An 18,750-nucleotide genomic window follows, 5' to 3' on the forward strand; every position below is an offset into this window, starting at 1 on the left:
TAGTCGCCGCCCGCTCACCGCCACACGGCCGCCACCAGGACGCTTCCGGCGGTGCGCGCCACTACGAACGACCGGCCCCGGGCGGCCTTCGGGTCGAGGGCGAGGCGGTGGCGGCCCGCTTCGAGGACTCCGTCGAAGATCTCGTGGGTGTGGGTGCGGGAGAGCCGGTCGAGGCGGTAGGCGGTCAGGGTCACCCGGCAGGCGGAGGTGACCTCGACGTCCGCGGAGCCGTCGGTCGCGGTGAGGCCGGTGAGGCGGCGCTGCCCGGCCGGGCTGCGGTCCAGGGCGTGTTCGGTCTGGGCGACGAGGAGCGGCACGATCGGGGCGAGGCCGTCGACGTGGACGACCGGGACCCCGGCGCACTCGAAGGCACGACGGACGGCGGCGCGTTCCCGCTCCCCGGCCGCGTGACCGAGGACGACGGCGCCGTAACCGCGCAGTTCGTCCGCGGGTACGCCGTCGGCGTCCTGGGCGATGTCGGCGCCGACGCCGATGGTGCGCAAGGCGGCGGCCAGCTTGGCGAGGACGGCGACGCGGGCACCGATCAGCAGGACGCGGCGCCGGGGGTCGGGCGCGGAGCCGTCCAGCAGGGCGCTCAGCGCCGCCCGGTACTCGGCGCCGCGGAAGCGGAACGGGCCGATGCCGTGGTAGCCGTTGAGCTCCAGGTCGGCGTGTTCGTCGGTCTGCCAGGCGAAGTCCCGCCAGACGAAGTCCCCGCCGTCGCCGCGGATCACCGCGGTGACGGCGCCGCAGGCCAGGTCCTCGCACTCGGGGCAGCCGTAGACGACGTAGCGGCCGCCGGGCAGCGGGGCCGGGCTTTCCAGCAGCAGGCTGCGGACCTGCGCCGTGAAGATCGCGGGTGGGACGTCGGAGGCGAGCGGGGAGACCGCGTCGAGGTCGGAGAGCCGGAACAGCAGGGGGCGTCCGTCGACGATGAAGTCCACGAAGTCCCGGTGGACCTGGTAACCACCGTCGTTGCGTACTCCCCCGGCCCGCATCGCGGGTGCCAGGCCGAAGGTCGCGTACTCGGCACACATACGGTGAGTATCCCCACACCGCGCATGATGTGAGCACGGCATATCGGATTCCGCTACGGTCCGGGGCATGACGCGTGAACCGAGTGGCGAGATCGTAGTGGTGGGCGGCGGGGTCATCGGGCTGACGACCGCCGTGGTTCTCGCGGAGCGGGGCCGGCGGGTGCGGGTGTGGACGCGGGACGCGGTCGAGGCGACCACCTCCGCCGTCGCGGGCGCGCTGTGGTGGCCGTACCGGATCGAGCCGGTCGCGGCGGCGCGCGTGTGGGCACTGCGGTCGCTGGAGGTGTACGGGGAGTTGGCGGCAGGAGCCGAACCGGCCGGCGTACGGATGGCCGAGGGAGTGCAGGGCGAGGTCTTCCTCGACGAGGCCGACGCGTGGCTGGCCGGCCGGGTGCCGGGGCTGCGGGCGGCCACGCCCGACGAGTACGCGGGGACGGGCCTGTGGGCACGGCTGCCGCTGATCGACATGCCCGCCCATCTTCCGTGGCTGCGGGAGCGGTTCGTCGCCGCGGGCGGCGTGGTCGAGACGCGTACGGTGTCGGCCCTCGCGGAGGCGGACGCGCCCGTCGTGGTCAACTGCACGGGGCTCGCCGCGCGGGAGCTCGTGCCGGACCCCTCCGTGCGGCCGGTGCGCGGGCAGTTGGTCGTCGTGGAGAACCCCGGGATCGACACCTGGCTGGTCTCCACCGACGCGACCGGGGAGCACGCGTACCTGTTCCCGCAGCCGGGCGGGCTCGTCCTCGGCGGTACCTCCGAGGAGGACGCGTGGTCGCTGGAGCCCGACCCCGCCACGGCCGAGGCGATCGTCCGCCGCTGTGCGGCCCTGAGGCCGGAGATCGCCGGCGCCCGCGTGCTGGGGCACCGGGTGGGCCTCAGGCCCACGCGGCCGGCGGTCCGGCTGGAGCGTGACACCCTGCCGGACGGGCGGCTGCTGGTGCACAACTACGGCCACGGCGGCGCGGGCGTCACCGTGGCCTGGGGGTGCGCTGAGGAAGCGGCCCGACTGGTCACCGACTGAGACGCGCGGCGCCTCGTACGGCGTGTTCGGATCCCGCTGGGTGGCCCGTACGCCGTTCGGACGGCGGCGGGCGGCCCGGGGGTTTGGAACCCCGGCCGCCCGCCCCCGGGCCGCGCGGAACTCGAACTCGCCGTCGTACTTCTTGTGGCCCTCCATGACGGCCATCTCGACGGCCTCGGAGCCCATCTGCTCACGCACGATCACCGGGTCGCGGCGCAGGTCGCGCATGAGGGCGACGCACATGAAGATCATCACGATGACGAACGGCGCGGCCGCGAGGATCGTGAGGTTCTGCAGACCGGTCAGCGCGTCGCCCTGGCCGCTGCCGACCAGGAGCATGATCGCGGCCACCGCGCCGGTGACCACGCCCCAGAACACGACCACGAAGCGGCCGGGTTCGAGCGCGCCCTTCTGCGACAGGGTGCCCATGACGATGGAGGCCGCGTCGGCGCCCGAGACGAAGAAGATGCCGACGAGGATCATCACCAGCAGGCTCGTGACGGTGGCGAGGGGGAACTGCTGGAGCACGCCGAAGAGCTGGCCCTCCGGGGTGGCCTCCTTGCTGAGCTGCCCCTCCTCCTGCATCTTCATCGCCGAGCCGCCGAAGATCGCGAACCAGATCAGGCTGACCGTGCTGGGCACGAGGATGACACCGCCGACGAACTGGCGGATCGTACGGCCCCGGCTGATGCGGGCGATGAACATGCCGACGAACGGCGTCCAGGAGATCCACCACGCCCAGTAGAAGACCGTCCAGCTGCCCAGCCAGTCGGCGACGCCCTTGCCGCCGCTCGCCTCGGTCCGGCCGGCGAGCTGGGGCAGGTCGCCGAGGTAGGCGAAGACGGAGGTGGGCAGCAGGTCCAGGACGATGATGGTCGGGCCCGCCACGAACACGAACAGGGCGAGGATCAGCGCCAGCACCATGTTGGTGTTGGACAGCCACTGGATGCCCTTCTCCACACCGGAGATCGCGGACGCGACGAAGGCCAGGGTCAGCACCGCGATGATCGTGACGAGCAGTCCGGTGCTCACCTTGTCCATCCACTTCAGCTCCTGCACACCGGAGCCGATCTGGAGCGCGCCCAGGCCCAGGGAGGCGGCGGAGCCGAAGACGGTCGCGATGATCGCGAGGACGTCGATGGCCCGGCCGATGCCGCCGTTGGCGTTCTTCCTGCCGATGAGCGGGGTGAACACCGCGCTGATGGTCTGGCGGCGGCGCCTGCGGAAGGTGCTGTAGGCGATGGCGAGACCCACCACGGCGTAGATCGCCCACGGGTGGAGCGTCCAGTGGAACAGCGTGGTGGCCATGGCCGTCTCCATGCGGTCGCCGGAGTCGGCCGGGTTCGTGCCCGGCGGGGGCGTGCCGTAGTGCGACAGCGGCTCGCTCACGCCGTAGAACATCAGGCCGATGCCCATGCCGGCGCTGAACATCATCGCGACCCACGACACCGTGCGGAACTCGGGCTCCTCGCCCTCCGCGCCGAGGTGGATACGGCCGTAGCGGCTGATCGCGAGCCAGAGGGCGAAGACGACGAAGCCGGAGGCGGCGAGCATGAACGCCCAGCCGCCGTTGTGCATCAGCCCGCCGAGCATGCTGGTGGAGACGTTCTCGAGCGAGTCGGTCGCCGTCGCGCCCCACACCACGAAGGCGAGGGTGAGGGCCGCCGTGACGCCGAAGACGATGCGGTCGGTCTGCGGCCGGTCCTGGCCGGGCAGGCCCGCTTCCGACCCCGGCAGCGCGGCTCCCTCCGGGGAGTCCTTGTCGCTTGGTCGTTCTTGCGTCACAGGCGGAACCTTTCATCGGGACAGCGGGGGAGGATGTAGGCCCTCCGTAAACGCTGCTACCACGGGTGGCGCAATTTCACCCCTCTCAACATGCGGTTTCGTATGAACCTCCTGTCAGGTGGTACTCGGCCCGGTCGTCGAGCAGCAGCGGCACGAGTGCCCGCAGGGGCTGGCGCAGCGGGACGAGCACACCCTCACCGTCCTTGCGCACCCGCACCCCGTGCAGGGCGAGTTCGTCGCCGACCTCGGCGTACTGGGCGGCGGTGAGCCGGTAGCCGCAGGGTGGGTTCGAGATGATTTCAGCTGGTTCGGGCGGGTCGTTGTCGGCGCCGCCCACGTAGACGGGGCCGGTGTCGGTGTAGCCCGCGAGGCGGGCCCGTGCCGTCGTCGCCTCGATGCGCGCGCGGCGTTGACCGGTGTAGTCGAACATGCCGCCCAGCGCGTTCAGTTGGGAGGTGACCCGGCGCCGGTTGTTCAGCGCCTCGTCCGCCTTCTCCGCCTCGGTGAGCGGGTCGACGCGGCTTTCGATGAGCAGCCCGACGGAGTGCTTCACACCGGACATGTTGCGCAGAATACGCTCCTGCCCGTCTCCGGCGACCTGTTTGACCGGCTCGCCGGTACCGGGGTCGGTCCAGATGCCGTAGGTGCCCGTCGAGTGGCCGGCCCGCCGGGCGGCGGGTCGTACGTACGCCTCGGACAGTGTCCTGGCCTCGTCGTGGACCGCCTCGTGGGTGTTGAGGTTGCGCGGCCAGAGGTCGAAGAGGTCCTTGTCGTAGAACCGGGGTGTGGCGCCGTACTCGTGCAGGTCGTAGACGATGTCGGGGCGCTGGTCGCGGATGAGGGCGGCCAGGGCACGGCCCTCGGCGGTCTTCAGGGCGAGGTGGTCGCGGTTGATGTCGACGCCGTCGCTGTTGCCGCGGGTGTCCGCCGCCCGGCCGTCCGGGTTGGCGGTGGGCACGACCAGGACCGTGGTGCGGTCCAGGAAGCGGCGGGTCCGGCTGTCGTCGGCGTACGCGAGGTCGCGGACGGTGGTCAGGCAGGCCTCGCGGCCGGAGGGCTCGTCGCCGTGCTGGCTGCAGACCAGCAGGACCTTGTTGGTGCTCGGACGGTTGCCGATCCGCACCAGCTGGAGCGGGCGGTCCTGCTTCGTCGTGCCGAAGCGGGTCACGGAGACGCGGCTGCCCGACCGGTCGACGGCCCGGAGGAAGTCCTGCTCCTCGGGCTGCGTTGTCCAGCGGGCACCGTCCGACTGCTCGAAACCGGTGCGCGGCGGGGAGCCGGTGGCCGCCTGGGCCGGGGCGGTGACCAGGCAGGCCGTGAGGGCCGCGGTGGTCAGGACGAGGGCGCCGGCGCGGGTCATCGGGTTCCCTCCGGGACGCGGTGCGTGGTGCGCGGCTCCCGAACGCCGTCCAGGGGGGTGGCGTCCGGGGTGGCGGTCGCGGTACCCGTGGTGGCGCGCGCGAAGGCCGCGGCCCCGCCGGTGAACGGGACGCGTGCCGAGGTGCGGGCCAGGTCGAGCGTGAGTTCCGGCTGGTCCGAGGGAGGGTCGATGAGGCCCTGGTCGGTGCCCCCGACGATCAGCGCGAGGCGGTGGCCCTTCGGGACGACGTGATCGGTCGCCGCGAGGTCGATGGTGATCGTGTACCGCTTGCCGGGGGTGAGCGGGGAGCCCTTGTCGTCCGAGGCGTGGTTGCCGAGGTCGGCCCAGCCGCGGCTGACGACGGTGAAACCGACGTCGGCGGTCTTCGCCTTGGTCTCCTTGAAGCAGGAGCTGTCGCCCGCGGTGCTCGCGCCCCAGCAGGTGCGGTCCGTGAGGGTGGTGATGCCTTCGCCGGCGGCGGCGTAGTCGCGGATGGTGGCGGGGCCGACGTCCACGAGGACGGCGGAGAGGTGGGCCGTCGGGGTGGAGGGCGTTGCGGTGACGGTGACCCGGGAGGAGCCGGCCAGGCGCAGGGCGCGGGTGAGCGGTCCGGTGCTGAAACCGGCCTTCTCCGGTGTCGGCTCGTCGAGCCGGGCGGCCCAGTCGGTCTCGCCCCGCTGCGGGTCGTCGGTGAAGGTCTCGGTGCCGTGGCCACGGTGCAGGCCGAGGGTGCCGACGCCGGCCTGGGGGCCCCGGTCGGGGCGCAGGGTGGCGGCGCGGGTGCCGGCCGGCGGCCAGGTCCTGGAGGTCTCCCACCGGTCGGGGGCACGTTCGATGTCGGCCATGGGTTCGCGGTCGATGCCGTTGTCGTAGCCCATGAGTTCGTGGTCGAACCAGCGGTGCAGGGTGTCGACCCAGGCGCCGCGGCGGAAGTCGAAGGGGTCGACGTGGCCGGTTTGGGAGAGCCAGATCTTGCGCTCGACGCCGTTCTTCGCGAGGGCGTCCCACCACTGGCCGACGTGCTTCATGCGGACGTTGAGGTCCTGCATGCCGTGCACCAGGAAGACGCTGGCCTTGACCTTGCGCGCGGCCTTCACGTAGTCGCGCTCGGCCCACAGCGGGGTCCGGTCGCCGGTGCGCGGGGCTCCGTCGACGAGCTTTTGCTGGACGGCCGCGCACTTGGCGCGGGCGTCGGGGCTGTCCACGTAGTCCGACAGCCACTCGGGGCCGGAGTCGTAGAGCGGGGCGCCCTGCTGGAAGTAGTAGTCGTACCAGGAGGAGATGGCGCTGATCGGGACGATGGTCTTCAGGCCCTTGACGCCGGTGGCGGCGACGCCGTTGGCGATGGTGCCGTCCCAGCTCTTGCCGATCATGCCGGTGCGGCCGTTGGTCCAGCCGGCCCGGGCCCGGGTGCTGCCGGTGCGGCTGGTGTAGGCCTTGGCGCGGCCGTTCAGCCAGTCGACGACGGCCTTCGCGGACTGGATGTCGGAGCGGCCGCCGACGTCGACACAGCCGTCGGAGCGATTGGTTCCGGCCAGGTCCACACCGACGAAGGCGTAGCCGCGCGGCACGAAGTAGTTGTCGTAGTAGAGCGGCATCCGGGCGACACGGCCCTGCGCGTCGTACGTCTTCTTCTGGCTCTCGTTGCCGCGCCCGCAGCAGGAGTAGTACGGACTGGCGTCCATGACGACGGGGACCTTGCGGCCCTGCCGGGCGGTTTCGCGGGGGCGGACGATGTCGACGGCGACCCGGTCGGTCTTCCCGTCGCGGTCGCCGTCGAGTCCGGTGTCCACCCAGACGGCCTCGCGGATGGCGTTCCCGAAGGAGAAGACGGGTTCGCTTCCGCGCGGGGCGGCCGGCGCGGCCTGTGCGGCCGCCGGGGTGAGCAGGGTGGCCAAGAGGGCGGCCGAGGCCGCCGTCGCGAGCGGTCTCCAGGTCGTGAAGCGCGTGCGTTTCGGCATGCGCCGGACGGTACATCGGTGAACTCCCGTTCAGAAGGGGGCAGCTGACGGACCGGCGTGTCCCGGACGGACGTCCGGGGCGGGTGTCTCATGTCGGCCGAATGGCGATCGTGTGACAGCGGAGGTCATGGACATGATTGGGGGCGCAGGGAGTCAATAGGCTCCGGACAGACCCCGGAAGACCTCGGGAACCTACGACTTGGAGCCTTGCGTGCACCGCAGAATCATCGCGCCGGGAGCCCTGGCGGCGACCGTTCTCCTGCTGGCGATCCCGGCATCGGCCGCCTCCCGCTCCCCCGGCGCGCCGGGTATCGGCGACCCCTACTACCCGGCCTACGGCAACGGCGGATACGACGTCTCCCACTACGACCTCCGGCTGAAGTACCGGCCGGCCTCGGACGAGCTGGAGGGCACGGCCACCCTCGTGGCCCGCACCACCCAGGACCTGTCGAGCTTCAACCTGGACTTCCTGCTGGACGTCGCCGAGGTACGGGTCAACGGCTCGAAGGCCTCGTTCCGGACCTCGGGCGAGCACGAGCTGGAGATCACACCGAAGAGCCCGCTGGCCAAGGGGGCGCCGGTCACCGTCGTCGTGCGCTACAGCGGGGTGCCGTCGTCGAAGCAGGCCTACGGCTTCACCAGCTGGCACCGCACGCCGGACGGGGGCGTCGCGGCCAACGAGCCGGAGGCGGCGGCCTGGTGGTTCCCGGGCAACGACCATCCGCTGGACAAGGCGACCTACGACGTGTCCGTGCTGGTCCCTGACGGCACGCAGGCCATCTCCAACGGCACGCTCCAGTCCAAGAGTTCGAAGCTCGGCTGGACCCGCTGGAACTGGCGGTCCGACAAGCCGCAGGCCACGTACCTCGCCACGCTCGCGGTCGGGAAGTTCGACATCACGACCGGCACGACCGAGGGCGGCATCCCGGTCCTCAACGCCTACAGCAAGGATCTCGGCGCCAATGCCGGGGCGGCCCGGGCCAGCATCGAACGGACCGGGGAGATCGCGGACTGGCTCGCGGGGTACTTCGGGCCGTACCCCTACAACGCGCTCGGCGGGTACGTGCCGAACACGGACACCGGATATGCGCTGGAGACCCAGACCCGGCCGTTCTACAGCCCGCGGCAGTTCGCGAACGGGTCGAACGTGTCGGTCGTCGTCCACGAACTGGCCCACCAGTGGTACGGCGACGAGGTGTCGCTCAAGGGCTGGAAGGACATCTGGATCAACGAAGGCTTCGCCCGGTACGCACAGTGGCTGTGGTCCGAGCACGAGGGCGAAGGCACGGCGCAGGAACTGGCGGACTATGTGTACGCCTCGCATCCCGCCGACGACCCGTTCTGGACGGTGAAGCCAGGGGATCCCGGCCCGGAGAACCAGTTCGACATCGCGGTCTACGACCGTGGCGCACTGGCCGTCCAGGCGCTGCGCAACCGGATCGGCGACGAGGCGTTCCTCGCGATCCTCAGGGGGTGGCCGTCGAAGTACGCCCACGGCAACGCGTCGGTGGCGGACTTCCAGCGGTACGCGGAGGAGGTGTCGGGCAAGCCGCTGGCCGCCCTGTTCGACACCTGGCTGTTCCAGCGGTCGAAGCCGGGGGCACCGGCTGCCCGGGCCGCCGCGGTGGCCGAGGCGTCGAAGGGCGTGGCCCAGCCCAGGTCGTGGAAGCGGATCGCGGCGACGAACGGGGTGCACCGGCACTGACGTCGTCGAGCGGGGGGACCTGCGCGGCCCGGCCCGGGGCCTGGGCCGCGCAGGTGAGTCCCGTGCAGTCCGGGCCGCGGCGTCGGCGCCCCGCCGTCGGGAGGTACCCGGCCTGCCGGACGGGGCCCGGCCGTCTACGGTGAGCTCATGCGCCGTGACGAGTGAGGCCGCGGCCGCTGACGAGGGAGCCGGCGTTGCGGAAACTGGCGATCATCGAGGCCCCCTCCGCGCTCGGGCTGCGCCCCACCGGTGTGGAGGACCTGCCGGGGGCGCTCCTCGGGGCGGGGCTGGCCGAGGCGCTCGGGGCGGTGCACGCCGGGCGGGTCGAGCCGCCGCCGTACGACTCGGAGCGGGATCCGGGAACGGGTCTACTGAACCCGGGCGGCATCGCCGCGTACTCCGTCGCGCTGGCCGACGCGGTGGGCGAGGTCCTCCACGGCAGCCGGTTCCCCGTGGTGCTGGGCGGCGACTGCAGCGTGCTGCTCGGGACCCTGCTCGCGCTGCGCCGCCGCGACCGGCACGGCCTGCTCTTCCTGGACGGCCACTCCGACTTCTACCAGCCCTCGGCCGAACCGGCCGGCGAGGTGGCCTCCATGGAACTCGCCCTCGCCACCGGGCGCGGCCCTCGCGTGCTGGCCGACCTCGAGGGCCGGGGTCCGCTCGTGCGGGACGAGGACGTCGTCGCGCTGGGTTTCCGGGACGCGGAGGAGTCAGCGGGACACGGGATGCAGCCGCTGCCGCCCGCGCTGCACGCGATGGAACTGGACACCGTGCGTGCGCTGGGGGCGGCGGATGCGGCCCGCCGGGCGGTCGAGCTGCTGAGCGGTGGCGGCGCGGACGCCGGGTACTGGGTCCATCTCGACGTCGACGTGCTGGACGACGCGCTGATGCCCGCCGTCGACTACCGGCAGCCGGACGGCCTGACCTGGCAGGAGCTGGAGACCGTCCTGCGCACGGCCCTGTCCGGCGGCGGCGCCGTCGGCCTCACCGTCACGATCTTCAACCCCCGGCTGGACCCCGACGGCACCCTGGCCCACCGCCTCGCCGGTTGCCTGGCAGGGGCCTTCGACAGCCAGGGCTGAGCCGACGGCTGCCAGGGGCCCCGCCCCGCTACTTCGTCAACTGCGACAGTTCCTGCTCCGCCGTCTGCGAGACCCGGCGGCGGACGCCGAACCAGCCGGCGACCAGCATGACCGCGATCACCGGGACGAGCAGGAGCGTCTTGCGGCCGACCTCGGGGTCGTTCCACATCATGCCGAGGCAGGCCAGCAGGAAGACGATCGTGGCGATCTCCGTGACCGGGGTGCCCTTGAGACGGAACGAGGGGCGGCTGATCAGGCCCGCCTTGGCGCGGCGGACGAAGACCAGATGGCAGATCATGATGATCACCCAGGTGCTGATGATGCCGAGGGAGGCCACGTTCAGCACGATCTCGAAGGCCTGGGAGGGCACCAGGTAGTTCAGGCCGACGCCGAGCACACACACGGCGCAGGTGAGCAGGATGCCGCCGTAGGGCACCTGGCTGCGGTTCATGCGGGCGGTGAACTTGGGCGCGGAGCCGGCCATCGCCATGGAGCGCAGGATGCGGCCCGTGGAGTACAGGCCGGAGTTGAGGGAGGACATGGCGGCCGTGAGGACCACCAGGTTCATCACGTCGCCGGCGGCCGGGACGCCGATCTTCGACAGCACCGTGACGAAGGGGCTCTGGTCGGCCGAGTAGACCGATCCGGGCAGGAGCAGGGCGAGCAGGACGACCGAGCCGACGTAGAAGAGGCCCACGCGCCACATGATCGAGTTCACCGCGCGCGGGACGACCTTCTCCGGCTCGGCGGTCTCGCCCGCGGCGACACCGACCAGCTCCAGCGCGGCGTACGCGAAGATCACGCCCTGCATGACCAGGACGACCGGCATCATGCCGTGCGGGAAGACGCCGCCGTTGTCGGTGATGACGCTCAGGCCCGGTGTCCCGCCGCCGACCTTCTGCTGCGTGGCGAGCAGGAAGATGCCGATGAGCATGAAGCCGACGAGCGTCGCGACCTTGATGATCGAGAACCAGAACTCCATCTCGCCGAAGATCTTCACCGAGATCAGGTTCACCACCAGGACCACCGCGAGGGCGACCAGCGCGAGCACCCACTGGGGGATGTCGGTGAACAGGCTCCAGTAGTGCGTGTAGAGCGCGATCGCGGTGATGTCGGCGATGCCGGTGGTCGACCAGTTCAGGAAGTACATCCAGCCGGCGACGTACGCGCCCTTCTCGCCGAGGAACTCGCGCGCGTACGACACGAAGGAGCCCGAGGAGGGACGGTAGAGCACGAGCTCCCCGAGGGCCTTGACCACGAAGAAGGCGAAGATGCCACAGACCAGGTAGGCGATCGCCAGGGCCGGGCCCGCGTTGTGCAGGCGGCCGCCCGCCCCCAGGAAGAGGCCGGTGCCGATCGCGCCTCCGATGGCGATCATGTTGACGTGGCGGGGCTTGAGGTCCTTGCTGTAGCCGGCGTCGCCCGCGTCCGCGGGCACCTGGGCCGCGTCACTGCGGGATGCGGCTGCTGCCGTGTTCACGGCGTCCTTGCTCACGGTGGATCCACTCTCTGGTGCTCCCGAGCGGGTCGCGCTCGGCTTCCGGACGTACATAAGGTCCGCGCCCTCGGTAAAGGCACAGACCAAGGGGCCACCTTCCCCCACCCTCCGCGGCTCACGCGGTGGCATACGTCACAGAGCGCGACTTCTCACAGCACCTTCACCTGGGGCACCGGAGGTTTCACAGCACTGGTGAGACAGCGATACTGCTGCACATGACGACCGACACCGAGGAGCCGACCCTCACGATCGACGAGCTGGCGGCCCGGGCCGGAGTCACGGTGCGCACGGTCCGCTTCTACGGCACGAAGGGGCTGCTGCCCCCGCCGGTGCTCGGGCCGCGACGGGTGGGGCACTACGGGCGCGAGCACCTGGCCCGGCTGGCGCTGATCGAGGAGTTGCAGCAGCAGGGCATGACACTGGCCGGCATCGAGCGCTACCTGCGGCAACTGCCGCCGGACCTCAGTGCGCACGACCTCGCCATCCACCGGGCCGTGGTGGCGTCCTGGGCCCCGGAGACCGTCGAGACGGTCACCCGGGCGGAGCTGGAGCGGCGGGCCGGACGGCCCCTGGGCGACGAGGACGTCGAGCGGCTCGTCGCCATGGGCGTGGTCCGGCCCGCGGACGGCGGGTACGAGGCCGATCTCGGTCTGCTCCGGCTGGGCGCCGGACTGCTGGACGTACCGCTGTCCCAGCAGGCGATCTCCACGGCGCGCACCGTCCTCGTCGATCACGCCTGCGCCGCGGCCCGGGAGCTGTCCCTGCTCTTCCGCGGTGAGGTGGCGGAGCGTGACGCGCGGGACGTGTGGTCCCTGTCGGCGCACATGCACCCGCTGGTGGTGCAGGCGCTCCTCACCGCTTTTCAGCGGTCGCTGAGGGAAGAGCTGGGCGAGTGGCTCACCGGGCCGTCGGAGTCCGGCGGGTCAGGCGCGGGCTGAGTCGCTGAAGCGCTCCCCCTTCTCCGCCTTGTCCACCAGCAGCGCGGGTGGGGTGAAGCGCTCGCCGTACTGCTCGGCGAGTTCCCGCGCACGCGCCACGAAGCCGGGCAGGCCTCCCTCGTAGCCGTTGATGTACTGGAGCACGCCGCCGGTCCAGCCGGGGAAGCCGATGCCGAAGATGGAACCGATGTTGGCGTCGGCGACGGAGGTCAGCACGCCCTCCTCCAGCAGCCGGACGGTGTCCAGCGCCTCGGAGAACAACATCCGCTCCTGCATGTCCCGGAACGGGATCCGATAGCCCGGCTTGGTGTAGTGCTCGCGCAGCCCGGGCCACAGGCCGGTGCGCTTGCCGTCGTCGCCGTAGTCGTAGAAGCCGGCGCCGCCGCTGCGGCCGGTGCGGCCGAACTCGTCGACCATGCGGTCGATGACGGCCTCGGCGGGGTGGGCCGTCCAGGTGCCGCCCGCCTCCTCGACCGCGCGCTTCGACTCGGCCCTGATCTTGCGGGGCAGGGTCAGCGTGAGCTCGTCCATCAGGGACAGCACCTTGGCGGGGTAGCCGGCCTGGGCCGCCGCCTGCTCCACGGAGGCGGGCTCGATGCCCTCGCCGACCATGGCGACGCCCTCGTTGATGAAGTGGCCGATGACGCGGGAGGTGAAGAAGCCGCGCGAGTCGTTGACGACGATCGGCGTCTTGTTGATCTGCCGGACCAGGTCGAAGGCCCGGGCCAGGGCCTCCTCGCCGGTGCGCTCGCCCTTGATGATCTCGACGAGCGGCATCTTGTCGACGGGCGAGAAGAAGTGCAGGCCGATGAAGTCGGTCTGCCTCTCGACACCTTCGGCGAGAGCGGTGATGGGCAGGGTGGAGGTGTTGGAGCACAGCAGCGCGTCGGGGGCGACGACGTTCTGGATCTCCTGGAACACCTTGTGCTTGAGGGAGGTGTCCTCGAAGACCGCCTCGATCACGGCGTCGCAGCCGGCCAGGTCCTGCACCTCGGCGGTCGGGGTGATGCGGGCGAGCAGCGCGTCGGCCTTCTCCTGGGTCGTACGGCCCTTGGCGACGGCCTTGGCGCACAGTTTTTCGGAGTACGCCTTGCCCCTGAGGGCCGCCTCCAGGGAGACGTCCTTCAGGACGACGTCGATGCCGGCGCGGGCGCAGGAGTAGGCGATGCCGGCGCCCATCATGCCGGCGCCGAGGACTGCGGCCTTGCGGACCGTGCGGGGCTCGACGCCCTTGGGGCGGTTCGCGCCGGAGTTGACGGCCTGCAGGTCGAAGAAGAACGCCTGGATCATGTTCTTCGAGGTCTGGCCGGCCGCGAGGTCCACGAAGTAGCGGGCCTCGATGACCTGGGCGGTCTCGAAGTCGACCTGGGAGCCCTCGACGGCGGCGGCCAGGATGTTGCGCGGGGCCGGGTAGGGGGCGCCGCCCGTCTGCTTGCGCAGGCCGGCCGGGAAGGCGGGCAGGTTCGCGGCGAACTTGGGGTTGGCCGGCGTGCCGCCCGGGATGCGGTAGCCCGGCTTGTCCCAGGGCTGCTGGGACTCCGGGTTGGCGTCGATGAAGGCCCGGGCCTTGGCGAGCATGTCCTCCTGGCTGTCGGCGACCTCGTCGACGAGGCCGTTGTCGAGGGCGCGGCGCGGGTTGTACTGGGTGCCCTGGAGGAGGACCTTCAGCAGGGCGTCGGCGATGCCCAGCAGGCGGACGGTGCGGACGACGCCGCCACCCCCGGGCAGCAGACCGAGGGTGACCTCGGGGCAGCCGATCTTGGAGCCGGGCGCGTCGAGGGCGATGCGGTGGTGGCAGGCGAGCGCGATCTCGTAACCGCCGCCGAGGGCCGCGCCGTTGAGGGCGGCGACGACGGGCTTGCCGAGGGTCTCGATGCGGCGCAGGTTCCGCTTGATGGCCATGCCGCCGTCGAACAGCTCCTGCGCCGTCTCGGGCGTGACGCGGATGAGGTCGCGCAGGTCGCCGCCGGCGAAGAAGGTCTTCTTGGCGGAGGTGATGATGACGCCCCGGATGGAGTCCTTCTCGGCCTCCAGGCGGTCGGTGACGGCGGCGAGGGAGTCGCGGAACGCCTGGTTCATGGTGTTCGCGGACTGGTTGGGGTCGTCGATGACCAGGGTGACGAGGCCGGTGCGGTCCTGTTCCCAGCGGATGGTGGTGGACTCAGTGCTCATGTGGAGGTGCTCCGTGTGATCCGTCGGGAGGGGGTCAGATGCGCTCGACGATGGTCGCGACGCCCATGCCGCCGCCGACGCACAGCGTGGCGAGGCCGTAGCGCTTGTCCTGGCGCTCGAGTTCGTCGACGAGGGTGCCGAGGATCATCGCGCCGGTCGCGCCGAGGGGGTGGCCGAGCGCGATCGCGCCGCCGTTGACGTTGACCTTGTCCAGGGACAGGCCCATGTCCCTGACGAAGCGCAGGACGACCGCCGCGAACGCCTCGTTGATCTCGACGAGGTCGATGTCGTCGATGGTCAGTCCCGCCTTGGCGAGGGCCTTGCGGGTGGCGGGGGCGGGGCCGGTGAGCATGATGGTCGGCTCGGAACCGGACACGGCCGCGGAGACGATCCGGGCGCGGGGCGTGAGGCCGTAGCGCTCGCCGACCTCCTTCGAGCCGATCGCGACGAGCGAGGCGCCGTCGACGATGCCGGAGGAGTTGCCCGCGTGGTGGACGTGGTCGATCTTCTCCACCCAGTGGTACTGCTGGAGGGCGACGGCGTCGAAGCCGCCGAGTTCGCCGATGTCCGCGAAGGACGGCTTGAGCTTGGCCAGGGAGTCCGCCGTCGTGCCGGGGCGCGGGAACTCGTCGTGGTCGAGGACGACGAGACCGCTGCGGTCCTTGACCGGGACGACGGACCGCTCGAAGCGGCCGTCCTTCATCGCGGTGGCGGCCCGCTCCTGGGAGAGGGCCGCGTACTCGTCGACGTCGCGCCGGGAGAAGCCCTCGATGGTGGCGATGAGGTCGGCGCCGATGCCCTGCGGCACGAAGTTGACCTGGAGGTTGGTCATCGGGTCGTTGAACCAGGCGCCGCCGTCGGAGGCCATCGGCACCCGGGACATGGACTCGACGCCGCCCGCGAGCACGAGGTCCTCCCAACCGGAACGCACTTTGGCGGCGGCCAGGTTGACGGCCTCCAGGCCCGAGGCACAGAAGCGGTTCTCCTGCACACCGGCCACGGTGTCGGGCAGGCCCGCGGCGATGGCGGCGATCCGGGCGATGTCGGAGCCCTGGTCGCCGACCGGGCCGACGACGCCGAGGACGATGTCGTCGACGGCGGCCGGGTCCAGGTCCGGGAACCGGGCGCGGATCTCGTGGATGAGTCCGACGACCAGGTCGATGGGCTTGGTGCCGTGCAGGGCTCCATTGGCCTTTCCGCGGCCGCGCGGGGTGCGGATCGCGTCGTACACATACGCTTCGGTGCTCACGAGGAGGCCTTTCACTGAGAGGTGCGGGACGACGGGAGCAGCCCGGGGACGTCCCAGTCCCGGGCGACGTCCGCCGTGTCGGCGCCCGGCCGGGCCGGGCCGGTGCGGACGGTGGTCGGGGTCGCGGAGAAACGGGGGGCCGGGGCGGGCTGGGTGATGCCGCCGTGGTCGGTGAAGGTGCCGCGGGCGGCCAGATGCGGGTGGTGTGGGGCCTCGCGCAGCGACAGCACGGGCGCCACGCAGGCGTCGGAGCCATCGAAGACGGCCGTCCACTCGTCCCTCGTCCGCGCTTTGAAGCGGGCGGCGATCTCTTCGCGCAGTGCGTCCCATCGGGTGACGTCCGTGCGGGCCTCGGCCCGGTCGTCGACGCCCAGGAGGGAGAGGAACTCGGCGTAGAAGCGCGGTTCCAGGGCGCCGACGGCCATGTACCGGCCGTCGGCCGTCTCGTAGGTGCCGTAGTAGGGGCAGCCGCCGTCCAGGAGGTTGCCGCCGCGGCGGTCCTGCCAGCCGCCCGCGGCGAGCATGCCGTGGATCATCGTGGCGAGGTGGGCCGTCCCGTCGACGATGGCGGCGTCGACGATCTGGCCGGTGCCGGTCGCGCGGGCGTGGTGGAGGGCGGCGAGGACGCCGACGACGAGGTAGAGGGAGCCGCCCGCGTAGTCGCCGAGCAGGTTGGCCGGGGCAGGCGGTGCCTCCTGGGGACTGCCGATCATGCCGAGGGTGCCCGTGGGGGCGATGTACGCGATGTCGTGCCCGGCGCGCCGGGCGAGCGGGCCGTGCTGGCCCCAGCCGGTCATGCGGCCGTAGACAAGACGCGGATTGCGTGCGTGACAGGGCTCGGGGCCGACGCCGAGGCGTTCGGCGACCCCGGGGCGGTAGCCCTCGACCAGGACGTCGGCACGGGCCGCGAGGTCGAGCACCTGATCCCGGCCCTCGGGTGATTTCAGGTCGACGACCACTGAGCGCTTGTTGCGGTTGGTGACGTCGTACGCCGGGTCGATCCCGAGGCCGGGGCCGCCCGGGCGGTCCACGCGCACGACGTCGGCCCCGAGGTCGGCCAGGAGCATGGCGGCGAACGGGCCGGGTCCGATGCCGGCCAGCTCGACGACGCGCACGCCGGTGAGCGGGCCGTGTCCTGGCGTCCTTGCCGTGGTCATCCAGCCCCCATTGCTGTGACACATCTGATGTAACACCAGTGATGCTAAGAACGTGTTCCACTCGGCACAAGACCTGAACGAGCAAGCGCTTAGCAATCTGCCGGACGAGGTCAGGCCCCGTCCAGCGCGGCTATCAGCCGCTTCGGAGCGATGACGCGGTAGCTCTCCTCCACCCAGTCGCAGAGCACCTCCGCGGCCGGGGCGCCCTGCCGCTCCAGGGGGATGGACACCCAGCCCGCCTTGCCCAGGCCGTACCCGGCGGGCTCGGCGCCCGGGCAGGCCAGCGCATGGGCGTGCGCCGTCTCGTCGGTGAGCTTCACCGTCACCCCCAGGGGGTAACTGCCGTCCTGGACCCCGAGGAAGACGAACACCTTCTTGTTGACTTTCGCGACGGACTCGCCCCAGGGGAACTCCTCGACGGCATCCGGCAGCCCCAGCGCGAACGCGCGCACTTTCTCCCACTTCTTCAGGGCATTCCTGGGCACGGCCATCAGGGTCCTCCGGGCTCGTCGTCGGGCTCCGCACCCCTCACGCTAGCCTCGGCCACCGACAGCGGCACGGGCTGCACGACCGAGGGGTGTCATGAGCAGGCAAAGCAGGACGGACCGTCCGTACGACATCGTGCTCTTCGGAGCGACCAGTTTCGCCGGGGCGCTCACCGCCGAGTACCTGGCCGCCCACGCGCCGAAGGAACTGCGCTGGGCGATCGCGGGCCGCGGCGCGCAGAAGCTGGAGCGGCTGCGGGAGCGGCTGCCCGCCGACGCGGAGATCGACGTGCTGCGGGCGGACGCCCGCGACCCGGCCTCGCTGCGCGACCTCGCCGGGCAGGCGCGCGTGGTGGCCACGACCGTCGGACCGTACGTGACGTACGGGGAGGAACTCGTCGCCGCCTGCGCGGACGCCGGGACCGACTACCTGGACCTGTGCGGCGAGCCCGAGTTCGTGGACCTGATGTACGTCCGTCACGACGCCCGCGCGCGGGAGACCGGGGCGCGGCTGGTGCACGCTGCCGGGTTCGACTCGATCCCGCACGACCTGGGCGTGTACTTCACCGTCCGGCAGCTGCCCGAGGACGTGCCGCTGACCGTGGAGGGCTTCGTCACCGCGGACGCGGCCTTCTCCGGCGGCACCTTCGCCTCCGCGCTGGGCCAGTTCGCACGGCAGCGGGAGATGGCGGCGGCCGCGCGGGACCGGCGGCGGCACGAGCCCCGGCTGGTGGGCCGGCGGACGTCGGCACCGGTGGGCGCTCCGCGGTTCGCCAGGGAGGTCGGCGCGTGGGCGCTGCCGATGCCGACCATCGACCCGCAGATCGTGCGGCGTTCGGCGGCGGCCCTCGAACGGTACGGCCCCGACTTCCGCTACCGGCAGTACGCGGCCGTCCGGCATCTGCCCGTCGCCATGGGCGGGGTCGCGGCGGTCGGCGCTCTGGTCGCGGCGGCGCAGGTGGCGCCCGCGCGGCGCTGGTTGTCGGACCGGCTCAAGCCCGGGGAGGGGCCGAGCCCCGAGAAGCGGGCGAAGAGCTGGTTCTCCGTGCGCTTCGTGGGCGAAGGCGGCGGCTCCCGGGTGTACACGGAGGTCTCGGGCGGCGATCCCGGTTACGACGAGACGGCCAAGATGCTCGCCGAGTCGGCGCTGTGCCTGGCCTCCGACGACCTTCCCGAGACGGCGGGTCAGGTCACCACGGCGGTGGCGATGGGCGACGCGCTGATCGGCCGGCTGCGCGCGGCGGGCATCCGTTTCCGCGTCGCGGCGGCCCGCTGAAGGGCCGCTGAGGGCCTGCTGAGGGTC

The 18,750-nt window shown here is 71.8% G+C and carries 13 protein-coding genes and 1 pseudogene; 5 read left to right on the top strand and 9 right to left on the bottom strand.

The window, feature by feature from the left end; all coding sequences use genetic code 11:
- Positions 1-14: 14 nt before the first annotated feature.
- Positions 15-1,037, bottom strand: coding sequence for a hypothetical protein (locus ADK65_RS33500; protein ID WP_053674863.1), 1,023 nt, complete (start codon positions 1,035-1,037; stop codon positions 15-17).
- Positions 1,038-1,104: 67 nt separating this feature from the next.
- On the opposite strand from ADK65_RS33500, the gene ADK65_RS33505 reads away from it, so the two are divergent.
- A complete protein-coding gene (locus ADK65_RS33505; RefSeq protein WP_053674865.1) occupies positions 1,105-2,055 on the top strand; it encodes an NAD(P)/FAD-dependent oxidoreductase in 951 nt (316 codons plus the stop codon).
- Positions 2,056-2,142: 87 nt separating this feature from the next.
- Here ADK65_RS33505 and ADK65_RS37700 read toward each other — a convergent pair.
- From ADK65_RS37700 to ADK65_RS33525, 3 genes and pseudogenes are all read right to left on the bottom strand, one after another.
- Positions 2,143-3,840: pseudogene (locus ADK65_RS37700) on the bottom strand (BCCT family transporter); the annotation flags it as partial.
- Positions 3,841-3,925: 85 nt separating this feature from the next.
- Positions 3,926-5,200: a M14 family metallopeptidase gene (locus ADK65_RS33520; RefSeq protein WP_053674872.1), complete on the bottom strand. Its 1,275-nt coding sequence runs from the start codon at positions 5,198-5,200 to the stop codon at positions 3,926-3,928.
- Positions 5,197-7,161, bottom strand: a complete 1,965-nt coding sequence (locus ADK65_RS33525; protein ID WP_053674874.1) for a Xaa-Pro dipeptidyl-peptidase — start codon at positions 7,159-7,161, stop codon at positions 5,197-5,199. Before ADK65_RS33525 ends, ADK65_RS33520 begins: the two co-directional genes overlap by 4 nt.
- Before the next feature lie 211 nt (positions 7,162-7,372).
- Here ADK65_RS33525 and ADK65_RS33530 point away from each other — a divergent pair, with 211 nt between their 5' ends.
- Both ADK65_RS33530 and ADK65_RS33535 read left to right on the top strand, forming a co-directional pair.
- On the top strand, positions 7,373-8,866 hold the full coding sequence (locus tag ADK65_RS33530) for a M1 family metallopeptidase (protein WP_053674876.1): 1,494 nt from the start codon (positions 7,373-7,375) through the stop codon (positions 8,864-8,866).
- Between the two features lie 194 nt (positions 8,867-9,060).
- Positions 9,061-9,948, top strand: coding sequence for an arginase family protein (locus ADK65_RS33535; RefSeq protein ID WP_053674877.1), 888 nt, complete (start codon positions 9,061-9,063; stop codon positions 9,946-9,948).
- 28 nt (positions 9,949-9,976) lie between these two features.
- Here the strand turns inward: ADK65_RS33535 and ADK65_RS33540 are convergent, their stop codons facing one another.
- A complete protein-coding gene (locus tag ADK65_RS33540; RefSeq protein ID WP_053674879.1) occupies positions 9,977-11,443 on the bottom strand; it encodes an amino acid permease in 1,467 nt (488 codons plus the stop codon).
- A 218-nt stretch (positions 11,444-11,661) separates the two neighbouring features.
- Here ADK65_RS33540 and ADK65_RS33545 point away from each other — a divergent pair, with 218 nt between their 5' ends.
- On the top strand, positions 11,662-12,384 hold the full coding sequence (locus ADK65_RS33545; protein ID WP_053674881.1) for a MerR family transcriptional regulator: 723 nt from the start codon (positions 11,662-11,664) through the stop codon (positions 12,382-12,384).
- Here the strand turns inward: ADK65_RS33545 and ADK65_RS33550 are convergent.
- The 4 genes from ADK65_RS33550 to ADK65_RS33565 all read right to left on the bottom strand — a co-directional run bounded on the left by ADK65_RS33550 (position 12,370) and on the right by ADK65_RS33565 (position 17,453).
- On the bottom strand, positions 12,370-14,556 hold the full coding sequence (locus tag ADK65_RS33550; RefSeq protein WP_053674883.1) for a 3-hydroxyacyl-CoA dehydrogenase NAD-binding domain-containing protein: 2,187 nt from the start codon (positions 14,554-14,556) through the stop codon (positions 12,370-12,372). The two genes, ADK65_RS33545 and ADK65_RS33550, sit on opposite strands and share 15 nt — an antisense overlap.
- 34 nt (positions 14,557-14,590) lie before the next feature.
- Entirely contained in the window at positions 14,591-15,805 is a 1,215-nt protein-coding gene (locus tag ADK65_RS33555) for an acetyl-CoA C-acetyltransferase (RefSeq protein WP_053674885.1), read from the bottom strand.
- 11 nt (positions 15,806-15,816) lie between these two features.
- On the bottom strand, positions 15,817-16,962 hold the full coding sequence (locus ADK65_RS33560; protein ID WP_053674887.1) for a CaiB/BaiF CoA transferase family protein: 1,146 nt from the start codon (positions 16,960-16,962) through the stop codon (positions 15,817-15,819).
- Between the two features lie 110 nt (positions 16,963-17,072).
- Positions 17,073-17,453, bottom strand: coding sequence for an MmcQ/YjbR family DNA-binding protein (locus ADK65_RS33565; protein WP_053674889.1), 381 nt, complete (start codon positions 17,451-17,453; stop codon positions 17,073-17,075).
- Between the two features lie 91 nt (positions 17,454-17,544).
- Here ADK65_RS33565 and ADK65_RS33570 point away from each other — a divergent pair, with 91 nt between their 5' ends.
- Positions 17,545-18,723 (top strand): saccharopine dehydrogenase family protein, encoded by a 1,179-nt coding sequence (locus ADK65_RS33570; RefSeq protein ID WP_053674891.1) that lies wholly within the window; start codon positions 17,545-17,547, stop codon positions 18,721-18,723.
- Positions 18,724-18,750 lie beyond the last annotated feature (27 nt).

This window comes from Streptomyces sp. NRRL B-1140 (assembly GCF_001280065.1).
Lineage (GTDB): Bacteria > Actinomycetota > Actinomycetes > Streptomycetales > Streptomycetaceae > Streptomyces.